Below are 18204 nucleotides of genomic sequence, written 5' to 3'. Positions count from 1 at the left end.
ACCATGAGAATCGTCGAGATTCGCGAAAAAACCGTTCCGATCAGCTCCCCGATCCGGAACGCCTACATCGATTTCAGCAAGATGACGCTGAGCCTCGTCGCCGTGATCACCGACGTGATCCGCGACGGCAAGCCGGTCGTCGGCTATGGCTTCAATTCGAACGGCCGCTATGGCCAGGGCAAGCTCATGCGCGAACGCTTCATCCCGCGCATTCTCGAAGCCGATCCCGGCTCGCTCGTCAACGACGCTGGCGACAACCTCGACCCGCACAAGATCTGGGCGACGATGTTCACCAACGAAAAACCGGGCGGCCATGGCGAGCGCTCGGTCGCCATCGGCACGATCGACATGGCGGTGTGGGACGCGGTGGCCAAGATCGAAGGCAAGCCGCTGTTCCAGTTGCTGGCGGACCGCTACGGCGACGGCCGGCCGAACCGCAAGATCTTCGTCTATGCGGCGGGCGGCTACTACTATCCGGGCCAGGATCGCGAGAAGCTCAAGGACGAGATGCGCAGCTATATCGACCGTGGATACACGGTCGTGAAGAAGAAGATCGGCGGCGCATCGCTCGATGAAGACCTGCGCCGCATCGATTCGATCCTCAGCGTGCTCGGCGACGGCCGGAAACTCGCGGTCGACGCGAACGGCCGCTTCGATCTCGACACCGCGATCCGCTATGCGAAGGCGCTTTCGCAATACGACCTGTTCTGGTACGAGGAACCGGGCGATCCGCTCGACTTCGAACTCCAGGCAACGCTGCGCAATTACTACGACAAACCGATGGCGACGGGCGAGGACCTGTTCTCGATGCAGGACGCCCGCAACCTGATCCGTTATGGCGGCATGCGCGCGGATCGCGACTGGCTGCAGTTCGACTGCGCGCTGAGCTACGGTCTCGTCGAATATCTGCGCACGCTCGACATGCTGCGCCAGCACGGCTGGTCGCCGAGCCGCTGCATTCCGCACGGCGGTCACCAGATGTCGCTCAACATCGCGGCCGGCCTCGGCCTCGGCGGCAACGAGTCGTACCCCGATCTGTTCCAGCCGTACGGCGGCTTCCCCGATGGGGTGAAGGTCGACAACGGCTTCATCACGATGCCGGAGCTGCCGGGCATCGGCTTCGAAGGCAAGGCCGACCTGTTCGCGGAAATGCAAAAGCTGTCCGCATAAGCCGCATCGGCACGGTGCGCCGGACGCTCGCCGGCGCACCGCAGCACATAACAAATAGTCGGGCAGGCGAGATCGGCGTCGGCGTTCAGGGTGATCGGCTGCATCGCCGGCGCGCACGCGTTTTTCCGAGACAGGGCGCCATGCACAGGAGACAGTCATGCTGGTATCACGCATTCGCAGAACGCTTTCCAAACTCTACGTCCAGGTTTTGATCGGCATCGTCGCCGGCATCCTCGTCGGGCATTTCTACCCCGACATCGGATCCCAGCTCAAGCCGCTCGGCGACCTGTTCATCAAGCTGATCCGGATGCTTCTCGCGCCGATCATCTTTGCGTCGGTGGTGGTCGGCATCGCGCGCATGACCGATCTTCACGAAGCCGGCAGGGTAGGCGTGAAGGCCGTGCTGTATTTCGAAGCCGCGTCCACCGTTGCGCTCGTGGTCGGGATGGTGGTCGTCAACGTGATCAAGCCGGGCAGCGGGATGAACGCCGATCCGTCGAGGATCGACAGTTCCGCGATCGCCAGCTACACGCATGCAGCACAGCATCGCGGCGCGCTCGATTTCCTGATGAGCATCGTGCCGGGCAGCGTCGTCGGGGCCTTTGCGAACGGCGAGATACTGCCGATCATCTTCTTCTCGGTGATCTTCGCGATCGCACTTGCGAAGCTCGGCCCGCGGACCGCGCCGCTCGTCGACATGCTCGACATGTTCCTGCAAGGGATGTTCGGCGTCGTGCGCATCGTCATGCATGTCGCGCCCGCAGGCGCATTTGGCGGGATGGCGTTCACCATCGCCAAATACGGCATCGGCACGCTCGCGCAGTTCGGGCAACTCATGCTGTGCCTGTACCTCACGTCGTTCCTGTTCGTCGCTGTCGTGCTCGGCCTGGCGATGCGCATGTGCGGGTTGTCGCTGTGGAAGTACCTGCGCTATATCCGCGACGAGATCCTGATCACGCTCGGCACGGCATCGACGGAAGCCGTGCTGCCGCAGATGCTGCTCAAGATGGAGCGCATGGGGTGCTCGCGTCCGGTCGTCGGCATGGTCTTGCCCACGGGCTATACCTTCAACGCGGACGGCACCGCGATCTACCTGACGATGGCGTCCCTCTTCATCGCACAGGCATTCAATATCCACCTGTCGATCTGGGACCAGCTTCTGCTGCTCGGTGTCCTGCTGCTCACGTCGAAGGGCTCCGCAGGGGTGGCCGGCGCGGGTTTCGTCGCGCTGGCGGCGACGTTGTCCACGATGCATCAGGTGCCCGTGTCGGGTCTGGTCTTGCTGCTCGGCGTCGATCGCTTCCTGAACGAAGCGCGCGCCGTGACCAACCTGATCGGGAACGGCGTTGCCACGGTGGTGGTGGCTCGCTGGGAAGGGGCGCTGGATATGGACAAGGCGCGAGCCGTTCTCGATCGGCGGGCCGGATCGGACTCGATCGTCGCGAGCGAGCGCGACGCGCGCATGCCGGCGCCGGAGCGGAGCGCGCCGGCGAGTGTGCCGGGCATGCAATCGAAGGTCCGCTAGTCGCGACGTTTCCTGTCATTCGCGTACTCCCCGGGCATTGCGTTTGCCTGCGGGATTGCGCCGGTGTCAGTGCTTGCCGTGTGCCGTTTTAGTCCCTGCGTTTCCATTGGCCGAACGAGACCGGCCGGTGCGCGTCGGCGCGCGTGACGGTCACGTGGTCGGGCTTGTCGTCGAGCGGAAACGATTCGGTGACGATCTGGTTTGAAAATACCCAGCCGTGCGTGCGCGGGTCGTAGCGGAACGTCACGTAGTCGGTCCAGTGCTGCCCGCACGCGACGAAGTTCTGCACGGTGAAATAGCGGCCTTTCACCGAGAGGCCGTTGTCGGCGGCGTCTTCGGGATCGAACGGATCGCACAGGCCGCCTTCGTTCGCGCGCAGGACGACCTGGTCGTTGCGCGCGGCGAGCCGGAACGTGTGGTCGGGCTGTTCCTCGTAGATCAGCAGCGGGCGCGGCGACGGCTGCTCGCGCGTATCGGCCGCGCGATGCACGACGACCAGAAAGCTGTGCCGCCCGTTGTCGAGATCGGGCCCGGCTTGCGCGAGCAGCGGCTGGTAGCCGGGCGGCAGATGCGTCTCGATCGACTTCGGCAGTGCGTCGGCGCGGGCGTCGGCAGGCAGTGCCGCGAGCAGCGGGAGCAGCAGGAGGGACAGGCGGAGAACGCGCATGGCTGGGTTTCCGGTCGAAAGGAGGAAAGGTGTACCGGCCGCGCGGGGTTACAGATCGCGCCCGAGAAACTCGGTGCCCGGCACCGGATTGAACGCGACGGGCGGCGCGGGCGTGAAGCCGAGCGATGCATACAGTTGCCTTGCGGCGACGAACTCGGGCAGCACGTCGAGGCACATGCGCGCATAGCCGGCTGCCTTCGCGTCGCGCAGCAGCCGTTCGACGAGCTGGCGGCCGACGTTCAACCCGCGCGCTTCGGGCCGTACATACACACGCTTCATCTCGCACGCCGCCGCGTCGATTTCGCGAAACGCCGCGCAGCCGACCGCGCGATCGCCGTTCCATGCGAGCAGCAGCAACCCGCGCGGCGCCGCGTATTGGCCGGGCAGCGCGGCGATCTCGGGCTCGTAGTCCTGGAATTCGAGACTGACGGTGGGGCTCGCGATGTACTCGCGGAAGATCGCCTCGACGACGCGGGCGTCGTCGGGATAGCGGGCGGCGCGGATCTCGATCATGGGGGGCGGCGCGGGATGACGGGAAAGAGGGCCAGCATAGCAGCGCGCGGCCGCTTTCGGCCACGCGCGAAGCGTGCCAGAATCGACGGCTCGACCGTCGGAAACGACACGCAGGCGCCGGCGCATCGGCGTCGCTGACCAAAGGAGACTTCGATGACTGCATCGGCTGCCGTACTCGCCATCCTGGCCGCGCTGTGGCTTGGCGCGATGATTCCGGGCCCGAGTTTCGTGCTGGTTGCCCGCAATTCGATCGGGCTGTCGCGCCGCGACGGGCTTGCCACCGCGCTCGGCATGGGCATCGGCGGCATCGTGTTCGGCGGCGTCGCGCTGGCCGGGCTCTACACGCTGCTGCAGGCCGTCGAATGGCTGTATGTGGGCCTGAAGGTCGCGGGCGGCGCGTACCTGATCTACATGGCGTCGAAGATCTGGCGCGGCGCCGACCGGCCGATCGCGATGGACGATCCGCACGCGATGGCCGGCGGCAGCGCGCGCAAGTCGTTCTGGACGGGCCTCACGACCCAGCTCAGCAACCCGAAGACGGCGATCTGGTACGGCAGCATCTTCGCCGCGCTGCTCCCGCAGCATCCGCCGCTGTGGTGCTACCTCGCGCTGCCGCCGCTCGTGTTCGGCGTCGAGTTCGGCTGGTACACGATCGTCGCGCTGTGCTTCTCGACGCGCCGGCCGCGCGAGCTCTACCTGCGCGCGAAGAAGTGGGTCGACCGCATCGCGGCCGGCGCGATCACGCTGCTCGGGCTGCGGCTGATCCTGAACGCGCCGAAAGCGGGGATCTGACCGCTTCCATTCCCGATCCGCATCGCACGGCGGCCGGCCATGCCGATGGTCGGCCGCCGGAGCGAGCCGCCCGAACCGCGCACCTCGCTTCCGGAAACCGCAAGTCGACCGGAAACGCCGTCTTCTGCCGCATGACGCACCGGGCGATGTGCCCGGGACCCGATCCCGGCAGCGCGCCGAGCCGCCGCCGACCGCGTTTACGGCTACCCGCCATCGCCCGCCGAGCCTTGCGCGACGGGCGTTCGCGTGTGTCGTACGCTGCGCCAAACGGCGCTGCTTCCCCGATTCTGACGGTCGACCTCCCGGCGACGTGTAAACTGCTGCCTTTTTGACGGTTTGCAGCATGGTGCACGCTTCCCCGCGCCCGGCATTGAGCGGCCCGACGCTCGTCCGGCTGCTCGCGCGCCTGGCCGATGCCGACGTCGCGGAATCCCGGCAGATGCTGTCGGACCGGCTGAGCCAGTGGCTCGGCTGGACCGACGCGATCACGCTGTCGTCCGCGCTGAACGCGAGCCCGCCCGGCGTCGCGGCCGGCGTGCGCGGCCACGACGCGGAGCGCGACTGCGCGCGCGTGCGCCACGATCTCGCGCAGGCGATCACGGCCACCAACCGGCCGCGTACGCGGCGCCGGCCCGGCGACATGCCGCCGCCGGCCGCCGACACGGCCGATTTCGCGGACTTCCGCCAGCGCTATCTGTCCTTGCAGCAGGACATGGAAACGGCGATCGGCCAGTTGCGCGGCCGCCTGCGGGTCGCGCTCGCCGCGCGCTCGTCCGGGATGGCGCGGCTCGCGACGCTCGACGCGATCATGGAGCGTGTGCTCGGCGCGCGCGAGCGCAGCCTGCTGTCGGCCGTGCCCGCGCTGCTCGGCACGCGCTTCGGGCGGCTGCGCGAAGCGGAGCGGCAGGCACTGGCCGATGCCGAATCCGCCGCCGCATCCGACACGGCCGGTACGGCTGACGACGGCGCGCTTGCCGACGGCGCGGCCGTCGCGGCGATCGTGCCCGGCGCATGGCTCGACACGTTTCGCGACGAGATGCAAAGCATCCTGCTCGCCGAACTCGAGGTCCGGTTTCAAACGGTAGACGGGCTGCTCGCGGCCCTTCGCACCTGCTAATCAACACGCTATGTCCAGAATTCGCATTGATCTCGTTGTCTTCGTCGCCGGTCTGCTCGCAGTGGGCTGGATCGGTGTCGGCTATATCGCGTCGAACCCGCTGGCGTCGGCCGTCACGCTGCTGATCGGCGCGTGCTATGTCGCCGGCGCATGGGAACTGCTGCGCTACAAGCAGGCGACCGCCACGCTGTCGCGCGCGGTTGCCGGCCTGACCGAGCCGCCCGCGAAGCTCGACGCATGGCTCGACACGCTGCCCCCGGGCCTGCGCGGCGCGGTGCGGGCACGCGTCGAAGGCGCGCGCGTCGCGCTGCCGGGCCCGGCGCTCACGCCTTACCTCGTCGGCCTGCTGGTGCTGCTCGGCATGCTCGGCACGCTGCTCGGGATGGTCGTGACGCTGAAGGGCACGGGCGCCGCGCTCGAAAGCGCGACCGATCTCGACGCGATCCGCGCGTCGCTGATCGCGCCGGTGAAGGGCCTCGGCTTCGCATTCGGCACGTCGATCGCCGGTGTCGCGACATCCGCGATGCTCGGGCTGCTGTCCGCGCTCGTGCGCCGCGAGCGGATCGACGTAGCGCAGCAGCTTGACATGAAGATCGCGACGACGCTGCGCGTGCATTCGTCCGCGCACCAGCGCGACGAATCGTTCCGGCTGCTGCAGCGCCAGGCCGACGTGATGCCGGCGCTGGTCGATCGGATGCAAACGATGATGACGACGCTCGAGGCGCGTAGCGTCGCGTTGCACGATCGCCAGCTCGAAAGCCAGCAGGCGTTTTTCGACCGGACCGAGCGCGCGTATGCGGGCCTTGCGTCGAACGTCGGCGACGCGCTGAAGGAAAGCGCCGCCGAGAGCGCGCGCGTGGCCGGCGCCGCGCTGCAGCCGGTCGTCGCGGCGACGATGACGGGGCTCGCGCAGGAGATGGCCGCGCTGCGCGATACCGTGACGGGCGCCGTGCAGCGTCAGCTCGACGGGTTGACGGACGGCTTCGAGAAGACCACCGGCAACGTGACGGCCGTCTGGAACCGCGCGCTCGACGAACAGCGCCGTGCGGGCGACGCGGTCGCGCAGCAACTGCAGACGACGCTCGGCCAGTTCACCGACACGTTCGCGCAGCGTTCGACGGACCTGCTCGACGGTGTCGCGACGCGCCTCGAATCGACCGAAGGCCGCCTGTCGGACGCATGGCGCGATGCGCTGTTGCGCCAGGAGCAGGTCGGCGAGACGCTGGCCGGCCAGCACGCGCGTGCGCTGGGCGAAGCCGCCGCGACGTTCGAGCGCCATTCGGGCGCGACGCTCGCCGCGATGCGCGAGTCGCACGCAGGGCTGCAGACCGAACTGGCCGCGCGCGACGAACAGCGCCTCACCGCGTGGAAAGACTCGCTGGCCGCGATGGCAACGAAGCTCGGCGACGAATGGCAGCGTGCAGGCGTACACAGTGCGGGCCGTCAGCAGGAAATCTGCGATGCACTCGCGCAAACGACGCGTGACCTGACCGCGCAGGCTTCGATGTTCGAGCAGCGCTCGAACGATCTGCTGTCGACGATCCGCGATTCGCACACGGGCCTGCAAACGCAACTGGCCGCACGCGACGAAGAACGCTTGTCTGCGTGGAACGATTCGCTGGCCGCGATGGCCGCGAAGCTCGGCGACGAATGGCAACGCGCAGGCGTGCACAGTGCGGGCCGTCAGCAGGAAATCTGCGACGCACTCGCACAAACGACGCGCGACCTCACTACGCAGGCTTCGACCTTCGAACAACGCTCGGACGAACTGCTGTCGACGATTCGCGATTCGCACACGGGCCTGCAAACGCAACTGGCCGCACGCGACGAGGAACGCCTGTCCGCGTGGAACGATTCGCTGGCCGCAATGGCCGCGAAGCTGGGCGACGAATGGCAGCGCGCGGGCGTGCACAGCGCAGGCCGTCAGCAGGAAATCTGCGACGCACTCGCACAAACGACGCGTGATCTCACGACGCAGGCCGCCACGTTCGAACAACGCTCGAACGAACTGCTGTCGACGATCCGCGATTCGCACACGGGGCTGCAAACGCAACTCGCTGCACGCGACGAAGAACGCCTGTCCGCGTGGAACGACTCGCTGGCCGCGATGGCCGCAAAGCTGGGCGACGAATGGCAGCGCGCGGGCGTGCACAGCGCAGGCCGTCAGCAGGAAATCTGCGACGCACTCGCGCAAACGACGCACGACCTCACCGCGCAGGCCGCCACGTTCGAACAACGCTCGAACGATCTGCTGACGACAATCCGCGATTCGCACGCTGGCCTGCAGACGCAACTCGCGGCGCGCGACGAACAGCGCCTGTCCGCGTGGAACGATTCGCTTGCCGCGATGGCGGCCGCGCTGCGCGACGAATGGGCGCGGACGAGTGCGCAGGCCGCGACGCGCCAGCAGGACATCTGCGACACGCTGGCCCGCACCGCGAACGACATCACCGCGCAGGCGCAGGTGCATGCGAGCGACACGATCAACGAGATCGCGCGCCTCGTGCAGGCCGCGTCGGAGGCGCCGAAGGCCGCGGCCGACGTGGTCGCCGAGCTGCGCCAGCGCCTGTCCGACAGCATGGTGCGCGATACCGCGACGCTCGAGGAACGCAGCCGCCTGCTCGCGACGCTCGAAACGCTGCTCGGCGCGGTCAATCACGCGTCGACCGAACAGCGCACCGCGATCGACGCGCTCGTCAGCACGTCGGCCGACCTGCTCGATCGCGTCGGCGCGCGCTTCAATGACACCGTCGATGCCGAAACGCGCAAGCTCGATTCGGTGGCCGCGCAAGTCACCGCGGGCGCGGTCGAGGTTGCAAGCCTCGGCGATGCGTTCGGGATGGCCGTACAGGTGTTCGGCGAATCGAACGACAAGCTGCTGACCCATCTGCAGCGCATCGAGGCCGCGCTCGAGAAATCGCTCGCGCGCAGCGACGAGCAGCTCGAGTACTACGTCGCGCAGGCGCGCGAGGTGATCGACCTGAGCATGATGTCGCAGAAGCAGATCGTCGAAGACCTGCAGCAGCTCGCCGGCCGGCGGGCGCCCGTCGGAGCGTAACGCATGCACGACGAAATCGACGGCGGCGCGCCATCCGCGCCGGTGTGGCCCGCGTTCGCCGACCTGATGTCGGTGCTGCTCGGCGCGTTCGTGCTGATCCTCGTCGGCGTGATCGGCATGCAGCTTCAGCTCACGTCGAAGCTCGAGGAAGCGGTGCGTGCGCGCCAGCTTGAAGCGCAGCAGCGCAAGTCGCTCGAACAGGCGCTCGCCGGGCCGCTCGCGGCCGGCCGCGTGACGCTCGTGAACGGGCGCATCGGCATCAGCGGCAACGTGCTGTTCGCGCTGAACTCCGACCAGTTGCAGCCCGCGGGCCGCGACCTGCTGAAGACGCTGGCCGCCCCGTTGGCCACCTACCTGAAGACGCGCGACGAGATCCTGATGATCAGCGGCTTTGCCGACGACCAGCAGGTGCATGCCGGCAACCGCCAGTTCGCGGACAACTGGGAACTGTCGGCCAAGCGCGCGCTGACGGTCACGCGCGCGATGATCGACGCCGGCGTGCCGGCGGCGTCGGTGTTCGCGGCCGCGTTCGGCTCCGAACAGCCGGTCAGCTCGAATGCGGACGATGAAGGCCGCGCGAAGAACCGCCGCGTGGAGATCGCGCCGGTGCCGCGCAAGAGCGCATCGAACGGAGGGAAGGCGAAGTGACGGAAGACGCGACGCCCGCCCGCGCGACGCTCGACGCATGGCGTGAGCAGGGCGCGGACCGGCTCGATCCCGCGCGCTTTCACCGGATCGACGCGCTCGAACGGCGCGCGGCCGTGCTCGATGGCAGCGCGCGCGAATTGCTCGATGCGCGGCTGGCAACGTTGATCGAAGGCTTCGCGGAGGTCGTTGCGCGGGCCGATGAAGCGAACGCCGCGCCCGACAACGCGGAAGCCGCGGCAGGTGCGCCCGTGCGTGGCGCGCTTGCGGAACTCGTCGAACGGCTTGCGCGCGATGCGCAGGCCGACCGGCGCGGGATCGATCCCGAACTGGTCGACTACTTCCGCACGATGTGGTCGAAGGTCCGCACGGAACAGCAGTACCGCCAGTCGCTCGACCAGGTGCCGCGCAATGCGGGGCCGCTCAATTCGAACAGCCTCGTGCACCGGTCGCTGTCGACGATGCGCGAGTTGTCGCCGGAATATCTGCAGCAGTTCCTGTCGTACGTCGATGCGCTCGCATGGCTCGAGGATCTCGCCGGCGGCGGCGCGCAGCCCGAGAAGGAAGCGCCGCGCGCGAAGACGGTGAAGAAAGGCACGCGGAGCAAGAGCCGGTAGCGCGCGACCACGCACCATTGCTGCCGGAGCCGGTTACATCGACACCCGGCCCGACGTCGTTGCGCTTTGATACCGGGCCGCGCTGATGAATTTCGAAAAGCGTTCGCACCAGATCACGACCGACGTGTACTGCGTGGGATTCACGTCGGCGGGAAGCGGCACGACGAAATTGCCGAATGTCTTCAGGTCGCCCACGCGTGCGGCACGCGCCTTGATCGCGAGGAACGACGCCTTGGTGTCGACGAATTCCGGAACGAGATAGATCTTGTAGTCGGGCCCTGGTGCGATGTCGCCTTCGAACGCGATCGACGAATCGGTGATCGTCAGCTTGCCGTCCGCCCAGTGCAGCGGATCGCTTCCCGGCAGGCCGCGTTCGAAGCGGCCGGTATGGCGCGTGTTTTCGGCGGCCACTTGCAGTTCGACGGCGCTTGCGCTCTCCGATGCCGTCAGGATCGGAAGCACGTAGATGCCCGCCGCGAATGCAACGAGACCCGTCGCGAGATGCGACGCGATCAGTATCCAGATTCTGGTTTTCATGTCGGACCCTTTGAACGAGAACAGAGGGTGGCGCATGGTCACATGCCCGTAGTCGCGCGAGCCGGCGAAATCTGACAGCCGGTCGGTTTTCATCTGAACATGCCGTTCACATCGGGCGCGACGCCTGGCCGTGGTTCGGTACGGCATGGCGACACGGCGTCGAACAAATTTCGTCGGCGGGTGTCATTTTTGCGCTCGCGGATCGACTCACTCTCTGTCGACAACGTCGTCGATGCCAAGGAGAGTTCAAATGAACAAGCTTGCTCTGTATGTTCTCGCGACGGTTGCCGTGACCGCTTCCGTTTCCGCATGGGCCGCACCGCAGCCCACCGTGACGCGCGCGGAGGTCACGGCCGAACTGGCCGCACTGCACGCGGCCGGCTACCGTCAGACCGGCGAAGACCCGCACTATCCGGCGAAACTGGCGGAAGCGCTGACGAAGATCGGCTCGACGGGTACGTCGACGGCCGACACAAGCGGATACGGGACGATGTCGCCGACCGCGAGCGAATCGGGCTCGATTGCCGCCGACAGGCCGATCTATCGCGGACGATGATCCGGGCAGGACATTGCGCCTGTCGACGGGCGCAATGTCCGATTCGTCTGGACTGCGATGCGTTTCCCGATGCGCAACGTCAGCGCGGCGGCGCAGCTTCGGAAATTACCGCGCCGAGCGCGCGCAACGCATCGACAAGCGCCGATGCGAACGGCGGATGAGCGGCGATGCCCGCCGCATCGAGCTGGCTTCCGAGGATCGGCAGCGTGATCGACGCGCGCTCGACGATGCGCGCCGACATCACCGACAGCGTTTCCCGCAGCGCCGCGTCCGCGTGCGTCGCGCGCGGCGACGCATTCAGCACCGCGACCGGCTTGTAGACGACCGCTTCGCATCCGACGACCCAGTCCAGCGCGTTCTTCATCACGCCGGTTACGCCGTGCGCGTATTCCGGGCTCGCGATCAGCACGCCGTCGGCCGCGTTCAGGCGATCGATCAGGTCGCGCACGGCGGCGGGCGACGGGTATTCGGTATCGGGGTTGAACAGCGGGAATTCGCCGAGGCGATCGAAGCGCGCGATGCGCATGCCGCGCGGCGCGACGAGCGCGGCTGCATCGAGCAGCGCGGCGTTGTACGACTGCGACCGGAGGCTGCCGCACAGGGCGACGATGTCGATGCGGCGGTCGGCGTCGGTTCGGGGATCGGTGGTCATCGATGAGCGTTTGGTTGGGGCGGTGCGCTGCCGCATCGCGCTGACCGGACGGATTATCGCATCGGCGTTCGGTCGGCGTGGCGCGTGTCGCCGACGCTACGCCCGCGACGCGGTCCGCGCTACCCCGTCGAAAATCGCCGCGGAATCGCATCGAACCGGTTCGGCGTCGCTCATCCCGGCCGCCCGCGCGAATTTCGTCATCGCCCACCCGTTGCCGAGCAACAGCCGCCGCGTATGCAGCGCGCCGTGCACGTCGTCCGGAACGGTGTCGCCGAGATAACGCAGCGCGCGGCCCTCGACATCGACGAAGCCATGCCGGTAATCGTGTGCGAGCGCCGTCCACAACTGCGCGGCGCCGACCGACTGGCGCGCGCCGCTGATCAGGCACAGCCCCGCGTCGAGCCCCCAGCGGTACAGCGTCGTCGCGAGGCCCTTGCGTTGCGCCGAGCCGCGCAGCCGCGTATGCGGTGCGCGCAGGTAGCGGTCGGCGCGGCGCGGGATTTCGGGAAGGCGGTTGAACACCGTGTAGCCGGCAAGCTGGCGCGCGGCCGGATCTTCGACATACAGGAAGTATTCGCCGTCCGCCTCGCGGTGGCGGACGATCAGGCCCGAGCGGCCGAGCGCGACGGCCGGCAGGCCGTGCAGGCGATGGCCCGGCTGGTGGAGGCGTGCGTAGAGCGTGTCGAGTTCATCGTCGATGTCGTGCTGGGAATGCTGTCCGTCGATGCGCATGGCAAAGGTCGCCCGTCCCGGGCGGTTCGAGAAAGAGGTTCATCGCAACAAGGGAACAGGAATGGGTGCGGCCCCCGGGCTCGGCGAAGCGAGCCGGGGCCGCGAATCAGCTGGGGATGTGCTGGAAACCGGCGGCGATCGCGGCGAGGCCCGCGATGCAGAGTGCGAACAGGATCAGGACTTTGTGGATCACGCCTCTTTCCTCATGAATGCGCGGTGCCGGCGGGCGGCATCGCGGAGACGGTGAGCGGCGGGCACGGCCCGCACGGCCGTCGTGCGTGACGACGGTCGGGTGTCCGCGCGACGGATCGAGCGCGGACGGGCAGCACCATACGCGAGGTGCCGGGGGCGGGCAATCGGACTGGCGGAGAAAAGCGACGAAAAGCGGAGAATTGGCGCGTTTCGCGACAATTGGCCGCAACGGATGCGTGAGCCGATGCCGCACGACTCGCTGCGGATCTTCGCGCTCGAGCTGTGCCGCGGCTTCTGGCTGCATCGAGCGGTCGTGCCGCGAAATCGCATACACTTCCCGGCAAACGAACCCCACAAGGATCTGACCATGGGAGCGGGCCCGTCCACGGATCGCTAAGCCGCAGCAACCTTCTTCACCCGGTTGTTGCGGCGATCTCCTCTCGTCGATGACTCAGCAGGCAGATTGCCGCCGGATTTCCTTTTCGAGCGGATGCTTTGTCATGCCTGATCAATCTGCGCCTGTATGGGCCTGCTCGTTGCCGTCGGCATTGCTGCTGATGGTTCCTTTCGATCTTCTCGCGTCGTTGGCGATGGATGTGTATCTGCCGGTGATTCCGGAGATGCCATCGGCGTTGCATACGTCGCCCGCCATGGTTCAGTTGACGCTGAGCGTCTATATGGTCTTTCTCGGCTTGGGCCAGTTGGTGTTCGGCCCGGTGTCGGATCGTTTCGGAAGGCGGCCGGTGCTATTGGGCGGCGCGCTGCTGTTCTCGGCCGCCTCCCTGGCGCTCGCGATGGCGAGCGGTGGCATCGTGTTCGTCGCGCTGCGCATGCTGCAGGCGCTGGGCGCCTCCGCCGCGCTCGTGGCGACCTTTGCGACGGTTCGCGATGTCTATGCCGACCGTCCGGAAGGCAGCACCATCTACAGTCAGTTCGGCGCGATCCTCGCGGTCGTGCCGGCGCTCGGGCCGATGCTCGGCGCAGGCATCGCGCGCGGTTTCGGCTGGCGCGCGATCTTCGTGACCCTCGGTCTGGCGGGATGCGTGGCATTCGGCCGCGCGTGGTCGCGATGGCATGAAACGCGGCCACCGGCGACGGGCAGGCCACGGCAGTCCGTTGCGTCGATCATGCGCAACCTTTCCTTCCGGGTCCATGCGTTCGGCTTCGGTACCGCAATGGGCGCGTTTTTCGTGTTCTTCTCGATCGCGCCGCGTGTGCTCATCGGTCGTGCCGGTTTTTCCCGCACCGAGTTCAGTGCAGCTTTTGCCACCGTCGCGATCGTGATGATCATTGCCGCGCGTTTTGCGCGAAGGTTCGTGTCGAACTGGGGCATTCGGGGCTGCTTCGTCCGGGGCGCCGGCGTCATGATGACGGGCTCGGTCGTGCTGGCCGCATGCACCGTCCTGATGGCGCCGTCGTTCAGCGCCTTCGTGATGCCGATGTGGATCGTCGCGGTCGGCATCGTCCTGATGTCGTCGGTGACCGCGAACGGGGCGCTTCGGGATTTCGACGATGCCGCAGGAATGGCGGTCGCGCTGTATTACTGCATCCAGAGTCTGATCGTCGGCGGTGTCGGCACGCTTGCCACCCTGGTGCTGCCGGGCGATACGCCGTGGCCGTTGGCCGCATTTTGCTTCGGCATGCCGGCGGCGTGCCTTGTCGCAATCGCCGTATTGAAGCGCAGGTGCGGATGAGCCGGCGGCGTGTGCGTCGTCGGCCGGAGCGACGCATCGCCGCCCCGGCCGCCGGTCGCTCCGTCAGGCCGGCTGGCGTACCCCGAAAGCCTGCTTGATCCGCGCAAACAACCCGTGCTGCGCGATCCATTCCGCATACGCGCGATAGTCGGGATCGCGCATCAGATGTCGCTCTTCCGTCTTCGCTCGCGTGTAGTAGATCAGGTTGACCGCGACGAGCCCGGCGCAGTGCATGAGCCCGATCTGCCAGCCGAGCGGCTCGACGAACGGCACCGACACCATCCAGTACGACAGGTTCTTCGTGATGTACGCCGGATGCTTCGTGAAGCGGTACGGACCCGACGTGATGATCCCGCGGTTGGTGAGGTTCGAGAAGCGCAGCCCGAACGAGATCGTCGACAGCGCGTAGGTCAGCAGCAGCAGGATGATCACCGCGCCCCAGACGACGCGCAGCGTCGGGGCCGACATCAGCCAGTTGTCCCAGAACATCGAGCCTTCGTAGCGGATGTAGTTGTTCGAGATCAGCGACCAGAACGGCTGGTAGCACATCAGCGCGGCCACCCAGCCGAGCGTCGTCGGCTCGACGGTGCGCACGTGGCTGTCGAGGATGCGGAACGTGCACAGGTAGCCGACGGTGCCGAACATCAGGTCCATCGTGAACGACAGGTCGTACATGAACACGAAGGTCGCGATCGTTATCGGTGCGTGCATCGCGTGCGCGAGCGACGCGCTCAGGTGATCGGCGTCCTTCGACAGGTAGACGGTCATCAGCGGCAGGAAGAATGCCTTCACGCCCCAGCCGGCGAGCATCTCGCGCACCGGCTTCCAGCTCGCGGGCTGCTCGCGGCGGAACACGTAGCGGCCCCACAGCAGGTACGCGTCGTCGGTCTCGCGCTGGTGGCGGTCCATCCACATGAAATAGAACGGCGCGGCGACGATCACGTACGGGGCGAGCGCGCGCAGCAGCGACCAGAATGGCAGGTAGAACGCGCCGTGGTATTCGGGCAGCAGCCAGTAGACGATGCCGATACCCGCATAGATCGACGCGAGTGCGCCGAGCCGCGTCGCGACGCGCGCGAGGCCGAGCGGCCGCACGGCCTGGCGCGACAGTCCCGCGCTCGGGCGCAGGTAGACGCGCGAGATGAGGATTTCGTGCAGCGCGATCGTGCCGATGATCGCGAGGCTCGCGATGATCGCGCGCGTCGCGGCGTCGAGGGCCGGCTGGTCGCGCGTGAACCACAGCGCGACCAGCCCGGCCGCGATGCCGAGCAGGCCGGCGCGGAATGGCGTGGCTGAACGGGGCGGGCGGTCCTGGACCGCGGCGATGCCGTCGAGCGTGGAATTCATGATCGGATCCTCGTCGGGATGAGGGCCGGCGCCCCCGCTTGGCGGGTGACGCCGGCCGTCGGCCGGGCTTTTTATTGATGCGTGCCCGGCCATTGGCCTGTGGTTCTGGTAGGTGAAGCGTTACTTCTTGGTGCCGCCGCCCAGCAGACCGCCGAGCAGGTTGGTCACCGGCGACAGCAGGTTGCCTGCACCGCCCGTGGTGGCGCCGTTCGAGCTGCCGGTGAGGCCGGCTGCCACGGTGCCGCTGCCGGCCGGCGTCGTCGCCGTGCCGGTTGCGGCGCTCGGGCTGGCCGTCGCGCCGGCGCCGGCGCCGCCGGCCGGCGTCGTCAGCGCGCCCGTCAGCGTACCGACCGGGCCGCTCGTCAGCAGGCCGCCGAGGTTGCCCGTCACGTTGCCTCCCGGCGTCGTGACCGTGCCGGTGAGGCTTGCGCCGAGCGGCGTCAGCGAGTTGACGAGGTTGGTGACCGGCGCCAGCAGGCCGCCGACGCCCGAGCCACCGGTGCCGCTCGTGCCGCTCGTGCCGCCGGTTCCGCTCGTGCCGAGACCGCCGAGCGCGCCCGTCACCGTGCCGAGCAGGCCCGTGATCGGCGCGAGCGGGCCGCCGCTGGTGCCGCTCGTGCCGCTGGTACCGCTCGAGCTGCTGCCGCCGCCGAGCCCGCCCGTCAGCGTACCGAGCAGACCGGTAATCGGGGCGAGCGGGTTGGTGCCGCTGCTGGAACTGCCGCTGGACAGCAGGCCGCCGGCCGACGTCACCGTGTTGCCGAGCTGGGACACGCCGTTGCCGGCGCTCGTGCCGACCGGGTTGCCGGTCGCGCTGCCGACCTGCGAACCGGCGAGGCCGAGGCCGCTGCCGAGCGTGCTCAGCAGTCCGCTGAGCGGGGCGCCGAGCATGGTTGCGCCGCCGAGCGTCTGCGTGGCGCCAGGCGTCGTGACGCCGCCGGTCAGCGTGTTCGTGATCGGGTTGATCACGCTGCCGAGCTGCGTCCCGAGCTGCTGGACCGGCGCGCTGTTCAGCGCGGTATTCAGCGCCGATGCGGTGGAGTTGACCGCAGTGCCGACCGTGTTGACGAGACTGCCGACCAGGGTCGTCGCCGGCGCGAGCGGCGACAGCGGACCGGTGCCGAGGCTCGTCACTGCGTTGCCGAGGTTGTTGACCGCGCCGCCGGCGCCGGTCAGCAGGCCGGTAGTCGACGTGAGCGTCGGGCCGAGCGGGTTCGGCGACACGCCGATCGAGCCGAGGCCGGCCGCGACGCCGTTGCCGAGCGACTGCACGCCGTTGCCGAGGCTCGTGACCGCGTTGCCGACGCTGGTGGCCGTCGTCGGGTTCGTGCCGGGGATCTGCACGCCGCCGATCTGCGCGCCGCCGTTCGCGACCGTCGTGCCGAGTGCCGTCACGAGGTTGCCGGATTGCTGGAGGACATTGCCGAGCGGGGTGACGCTGGTGCCGGAAGTGCCGGAAGTGCCCGACGTACCGGAGGTGCCCGACGTACCGGAAGTGCCCGACGTACCGGAGGTGCCCGACGTACCGGAAGTGCCCGACGTACCGGAGGTGCCCGAGGTGCCGGAAGTGCCCGACGTACCGGAAGTGCCCGACGTACCGGAGGTGCCCGAGGTGCCGGAAGTGCCCGACGTACCGGAAGTGCCCGACGTACCGGAAGTGCCCGACGTACCGGAGGTGCCCGAGGTGCCCGACGTACCGGAGGTGCCCGAGGTGCCGGAGGTGCCCGACGTACCGGAAGTACCCGAGGTGCCGGAAGTGCCCGACGTACCGGAGGTACCCGAGGTGCCGGAAGTGCCCGACGTACCGGAGGTGCCCGACGTACCGGAAGTGCCCGACGTACCGGAAGTGCCCGAGGTGCCGGAAGTGCCGGAAGTACCGGAAGTACCGGAAGTACCGGAAGTACCGGAAGTACCGGAAGTGCCGGAAGTACCGGAACTCCCCGAACTACCGCCACCCGACGTCCCCGACGAACCGCCGCCCGACGTACCGGACGTCCCCGACGTGCCGCCGCCCCCCGACGTGCTCGGCTTGATCGACGACGGGGTCGTCGGTCCGTCGACCGAGCCGCAACCATACAGCGCGAGCAGCGACGAGACGGCGAGCGTTACCGTCGTCTTCTTGAAGAAATTGTGCATGTTGGCCTCGACATTGGAAGTGTGTCCAAGCCTCCACTGCAAATTCCGCGCCACGACAGCTTTCTCGAAACGGTGCCGCGCTTTGTTGCGGAAATCGGGGAAATCAACGCGATTTAAACTGAGTAATGGCGGTTTCGCGCGGCGGGTACGCGCGGTGCCCGGGCGTCGAGGTTGCGATGTTCCGGTAAGGCGCCGTAACGCGCGGCCCGATGTTACGTAGCGTTCGACCGCCCGTTACGCGAACGGCCGCGAAC

General features: G+C 67.9%; 17 protein-coding genes. 9 read left to right on the top strand and 8 right to left on the bottom strand.

All coding sequences use genetic code 11. The features are described 5' to 3' along the window. The first annotated feature begins 3 nt into the window (after positions 1–3). Together JYG32_RS24965 and dctA are read left to right on the top strand one after the other, a co-directional pair. The gene (locus JYG32_RS24965) at positions 4–1170 is read left to right on the top strand and encodes a mandelate racemase/muconate lactonizing enzyme family protein (protein WP_213267340.1); all 1167 of its coding nucleotides are present in this window, start codon (positions 4–6) and stop codon (positions 1168–1170) included. A 157-nt stretch (positions 1171–1327) separates the two neighbouring features. Continuing rightward, positions 1328–2695 carry a C4-dicarboxylate transporter DctA gene (gene dctA, locus JYG32_RS24960; protein ID WP_213267339.1) on the top strand — a complete coding sequence of 456 codons (1368 nt, stop codon included), beginning with the start codon at positions 1328–1330 and terminating at the stop codon, positions 2693–2695. Between the two features lie 88 nt (positions 2696–2783). Here dctA and JYG32_RS24955 read toward each other — a convergent pair whose 3' ends face one another. Both JYG32_RS24955 and JYG32_RS24950 read right to left on the bottom strand, forming a co-directional pair. Then, positions 2784–3362, bottom strand: coding sequence for a hypothetical protein (locus tag JYG32_RS24955; protein WP_213267338.1), 579 nt, complete (start codon positions 3360–3362; stop codon positions 2784–2786). A 48-nt stretch (positions 3363–3410) separates the two neighbouring features. Next, complete coding sequence (locus JYG32_RS24950) at positions 3411–3875, bottom strand: GNAT family N-acetyltransferase (RefSeq protein ID WP_213267337.1); 465 nt, start codon at positions 3873–3875, stop codon at positions 3411–3413. 153 nt (positions 3876–4028) lie between these two features. On the opposite strand from JYG32_RS24950, the gene JYG32_RS24945 reads away from it, so the two are divergent. The 5 genes from JYG32_RS24945 to JYG32_RS24925 all read left to right on the top strand — a co-directional run bounded on the left by JYG32_RS24945 (position 4029) and on the right by JYG32_RS24925 (position 10104). Beyond that, positions 4029–4667 (top strand): LysE family translocator, encoded by a 639-nt coding sequence (locus JYG32_RS24945; protein ID WP_174382950.1) that lies wholly within the window; start codon positions 4029–4031, stop codon positions 4665–4667. A 343-nt stretch (positions 4668–5010) separates the two neighbouring features. Continuing rightward, positions 5011–5784 (top strand): DUF3348 domain-containing protein, encoded by a 774-nt coding sequence (locus tag JYG32_RS24940; protein WP_213267336.1) that lies wholly within the window; start codon positions 5011–5013, stop codon positions 5782–5784. Between the two features lie 10 nt (positions 5785–5794). Next, a complete protein-coding gene (locus JYG32_RS24935) occupies positions 5795–8842 on the top strand; it encodes a DUF802 domain-containing protein (protein ID WP_213267335.1) in 3048 nt (1015 codons plus the stop codon). A 3-nt stretch (positions 8843–8845) separates the two neighbouring features. Further along, positions 8846–9490: an OmpA family protein gene (locus JYG32_RS24930; protein WP_174383067.1), complete on the top strand. Its 645-nt coding sequence runs from the start codon at positions 8846–8848 to the stop codon at positions 9488–9490. Next, entirely contained in the window at positions 9487–10104 is a 618-nt protein-coding gene (locus tag JYG32_RS24925) for a DUF2894 domain-containing protein (RefSeq protein WP_213267334.1), read from the top strand. The genes JYG32_RS24930 and JYG32_RS24925 overlap by 4 nt, the downstream gene beginning before the upstream one ends. Before the next feature lie 33 nt (positions 10105–10137). On the opposite strand, the gene JYG32_RS24920 is transcribed toward JYG32_RS24925, so the two are convergent. Next, complete coding sequence (locus JYG32_RS24920; RefSeq protein WP_213267333.1) at positions 10138–10641, bottom strand: DM13 domain-containing protein; 504 nt, start codon at positions 10639–10641, stop codon at positions 10138–10140. A gap of 250 nt (positions 10642–10891) precedes the next feature. Between JYG32_RS24920 and JYG32_RS24915 the strand changes: the two genes are divergently transcribed. Further along, a complete protein-coding gene (locus JYG32_RS24915; RefSeq protein ID WP_174383070.1) occupies positions 10892–11197 on the top strand; it encodes a DUF4148 domain-containing protein in 306 nt (101 codons plus the stop codon). Positions 11198–11276: 79 nt separating this feature from the next. Here JYG32_RS24915 and JYG32_RS24910 read toward each other — a convergent pair whose 3' ends face one another. The 3 genes from JYG32_RS24910 to JYG32_RS24900 form a co-directional block, all read right to left on the bottom strand. Continuing rightward, the gene (locus JYG32_RS24910) at positions 11277–11849 is read right to left on the bottom strand and encodes an NADPH-dependent FMN reductase (protein ID WP_213267332.1); all 573 of its coding nucleotides are present in this window, start codon (positions 11847–11849) and stop codon (positions 11277–11279) included. A gap of 96 nt (positions 11850–11945) precedes the next feature. Further along, positions 11946–12581, bottom strand: a complete 636-nt coding sequence (locus tag JYG32_RS24905) for a histone acetyltransferase (protein WP_213267331.1) — start codon at positions 12579–12581, stop codon at positions 11946–11948. A gap of 106 nt (positions 12582–12687) precedes the next feature. Continuing rightward, a complete protein-coding gene (locus JYG32_RS24900; protein ID WP_213267330.1) occupies positions 12688–13077 on the bottom strand; it encodes a hypothetical protein in 390 nt (129 codons plus the stop codon). 196 nt (positions 13078–13273) lie between these two features. Here JYG32_RS24900 and cml point away from each other — a divergent pair, with 196 nt between their 5' ends. Further along, on the top strand, positions 13274–14467 hold the full coding sequence (cml, locus tag JYG32_RS24895; protein ID WP_213267469.1) for a CmlA/FloR family chloramphenicol efflux MFS transporter: 1194 nt from the start codon (positions 13274–13276) through the stop codon (positions 14465–14467). Positions 14468–14530: 63 nt separating this feature from the next. Here the strand turns inward: cml and JYG32_RS24890 are convergent, their stop codons facing one another. After that, a complete protein-coding gene (locus tag JYG32_RS24890; RefSeq protein ID WP_213267329.1) occupies positions 14531–15814 on the bottom strand; it encodes an isoprenylcysteine carboxylmethyltransferase family protein in 1284 nt (427 codons plus the stop codon). A gap of 120 nt (positions 15815–15934) precedes the next feature. Beyond that, the gene (locus JYG32_RS24885; protein WP_213267328.1) at positions 15935–17950 is read right to left on the bottom strand and encodes a collagen-like triple helix repeat-containing protein; all 2016 of its coding nucleotides are present in this window, start codon (positions 17948–17950) and stop codon (positions 15935–15937) included. Positions 17951–18204 lie beyond the last annotated feature (254 nt).

Origin of the sequence: Burkholderia pyrrocinia, from assembly GCF_018417535.1 — a bacterium.
Lineage (GTDB): Bacteria > Pseudomonadota > Gammaproteobacteria > Burkholderiales > Burkholderiaceae > Burkholderia > Burkholderia pyrrocinia_E.
Note: the sequence above shows the minus strand (reverse complement) of the source record. Positions and strands in the feature narration are given on the sequence as shown.

Coding starts and splice junctions, on each gene's coding strand:
- JYG32_RS24890 (WP_213267329.1), bottom strand. CDS start 15,814: ATGAATTCCACGCTCGACGGCATCGCCGCGGTCCAGGACCGCCCGCCC.
- JYG32_RS24940 (WP_213267336.1), top strand. CDS start 5,011: ATGGTGCACGCTTCCCCGCGCCCGGCATTGAGCGGCCCGACGCTCGTC.
- JYG32_RS24920 (WP_213267333.1), bottom strand. CDS start 10,641: ATGAAAACCAGAATCTGGATACTGATCGCGTCGCATCTCGCGACGGGT.
- JYG32_RS24915 (WP_174383070.1), top strand. CDS start 10,892: ATGAACAAGCTTGCTCTGTATGTTCTCGCGACGGTTGCCGTGACCGCT.
- JYG32_RS24885 (WP_213267328.1), bottom strand. CDS start 17,950: ATGCACAATTTCTTCAAGAAGACGACGGTAACGCTCGCCGTCTCGTCG.
- JYG32_RS24945 (WP_174382950.1), top strand. CDS start 4,029: ATGACTGCATCGGCTGCCGTACTCGCCATCCTGGCCGCGCTGTGGCTT.
- JYG32_RS24910 (WP_213267332.1), bottom strand. CDS start 11,849: ATGACCACCGATCCCCGAACCGACGCCGACCGCCGCATCGACATCGTC.
- JYG32_RS24930 (WP_174383067.1), top strand. CDS start 8,846: ATGCACGACGAAATCGACGGCGGCGCGCCATCCGCGCCGGTGTGGCCC.
- JYG32_RS24905 (WP_213267331.1), bottom strand. CDS start 12,581: ATGCGCATCGACGGACAGCATTCCCAGCACGACATCGACGATGAACTC.
- dctA (WP_213267339.1), top strand. CDS start 1,328: ATGCTGGTATCACGCATTCGCAGAACGCTTTCCAAACTCTACGTCCAG.
- cml (WP_213267469.1), top strand. CDS start 13,274: ATGCCTGATCAATCTGCGCCTGTATGGGCCTGCTCGTTGCCGTCGGCA.
- JYG32_RS24935 (WP_213267335.1), top strand. CDS start 5,795: ATGTCCAGAATTCGCATTGATCTCGTTGTCTTCGTCGCCGGTCTGCTC.
- JYG32_RS24955 (WP_213267338.1), bottom strand. CDS start 3,362: ATGCGCGTTCTCCGCCTGTCCCTCCTGCTGCTCCCGCTGCTCGCGGCA.
- JYG32_RS24965 (WP_213267340.1), top strand. CDS start 4: ATGAGAATCGTCGAGATTCGCGAAAAAACCGTTCCGATCAGCTCCCCG.
- JYG32_RS24900 (WP_213267330.1), bottom strand. CDS start 13,077: ATGCAGCCAGAAGCCGCGGCACAGCTCGAGCGCGAAGATCCGCAGCGA.
- JYG32_RS24950 (WP_213267337.1), bottom strand. CDS start 3,875: ATGATCGAGATCCGCGCCGCCCGCTATCCCGACGACGCCCGCGTCGTC.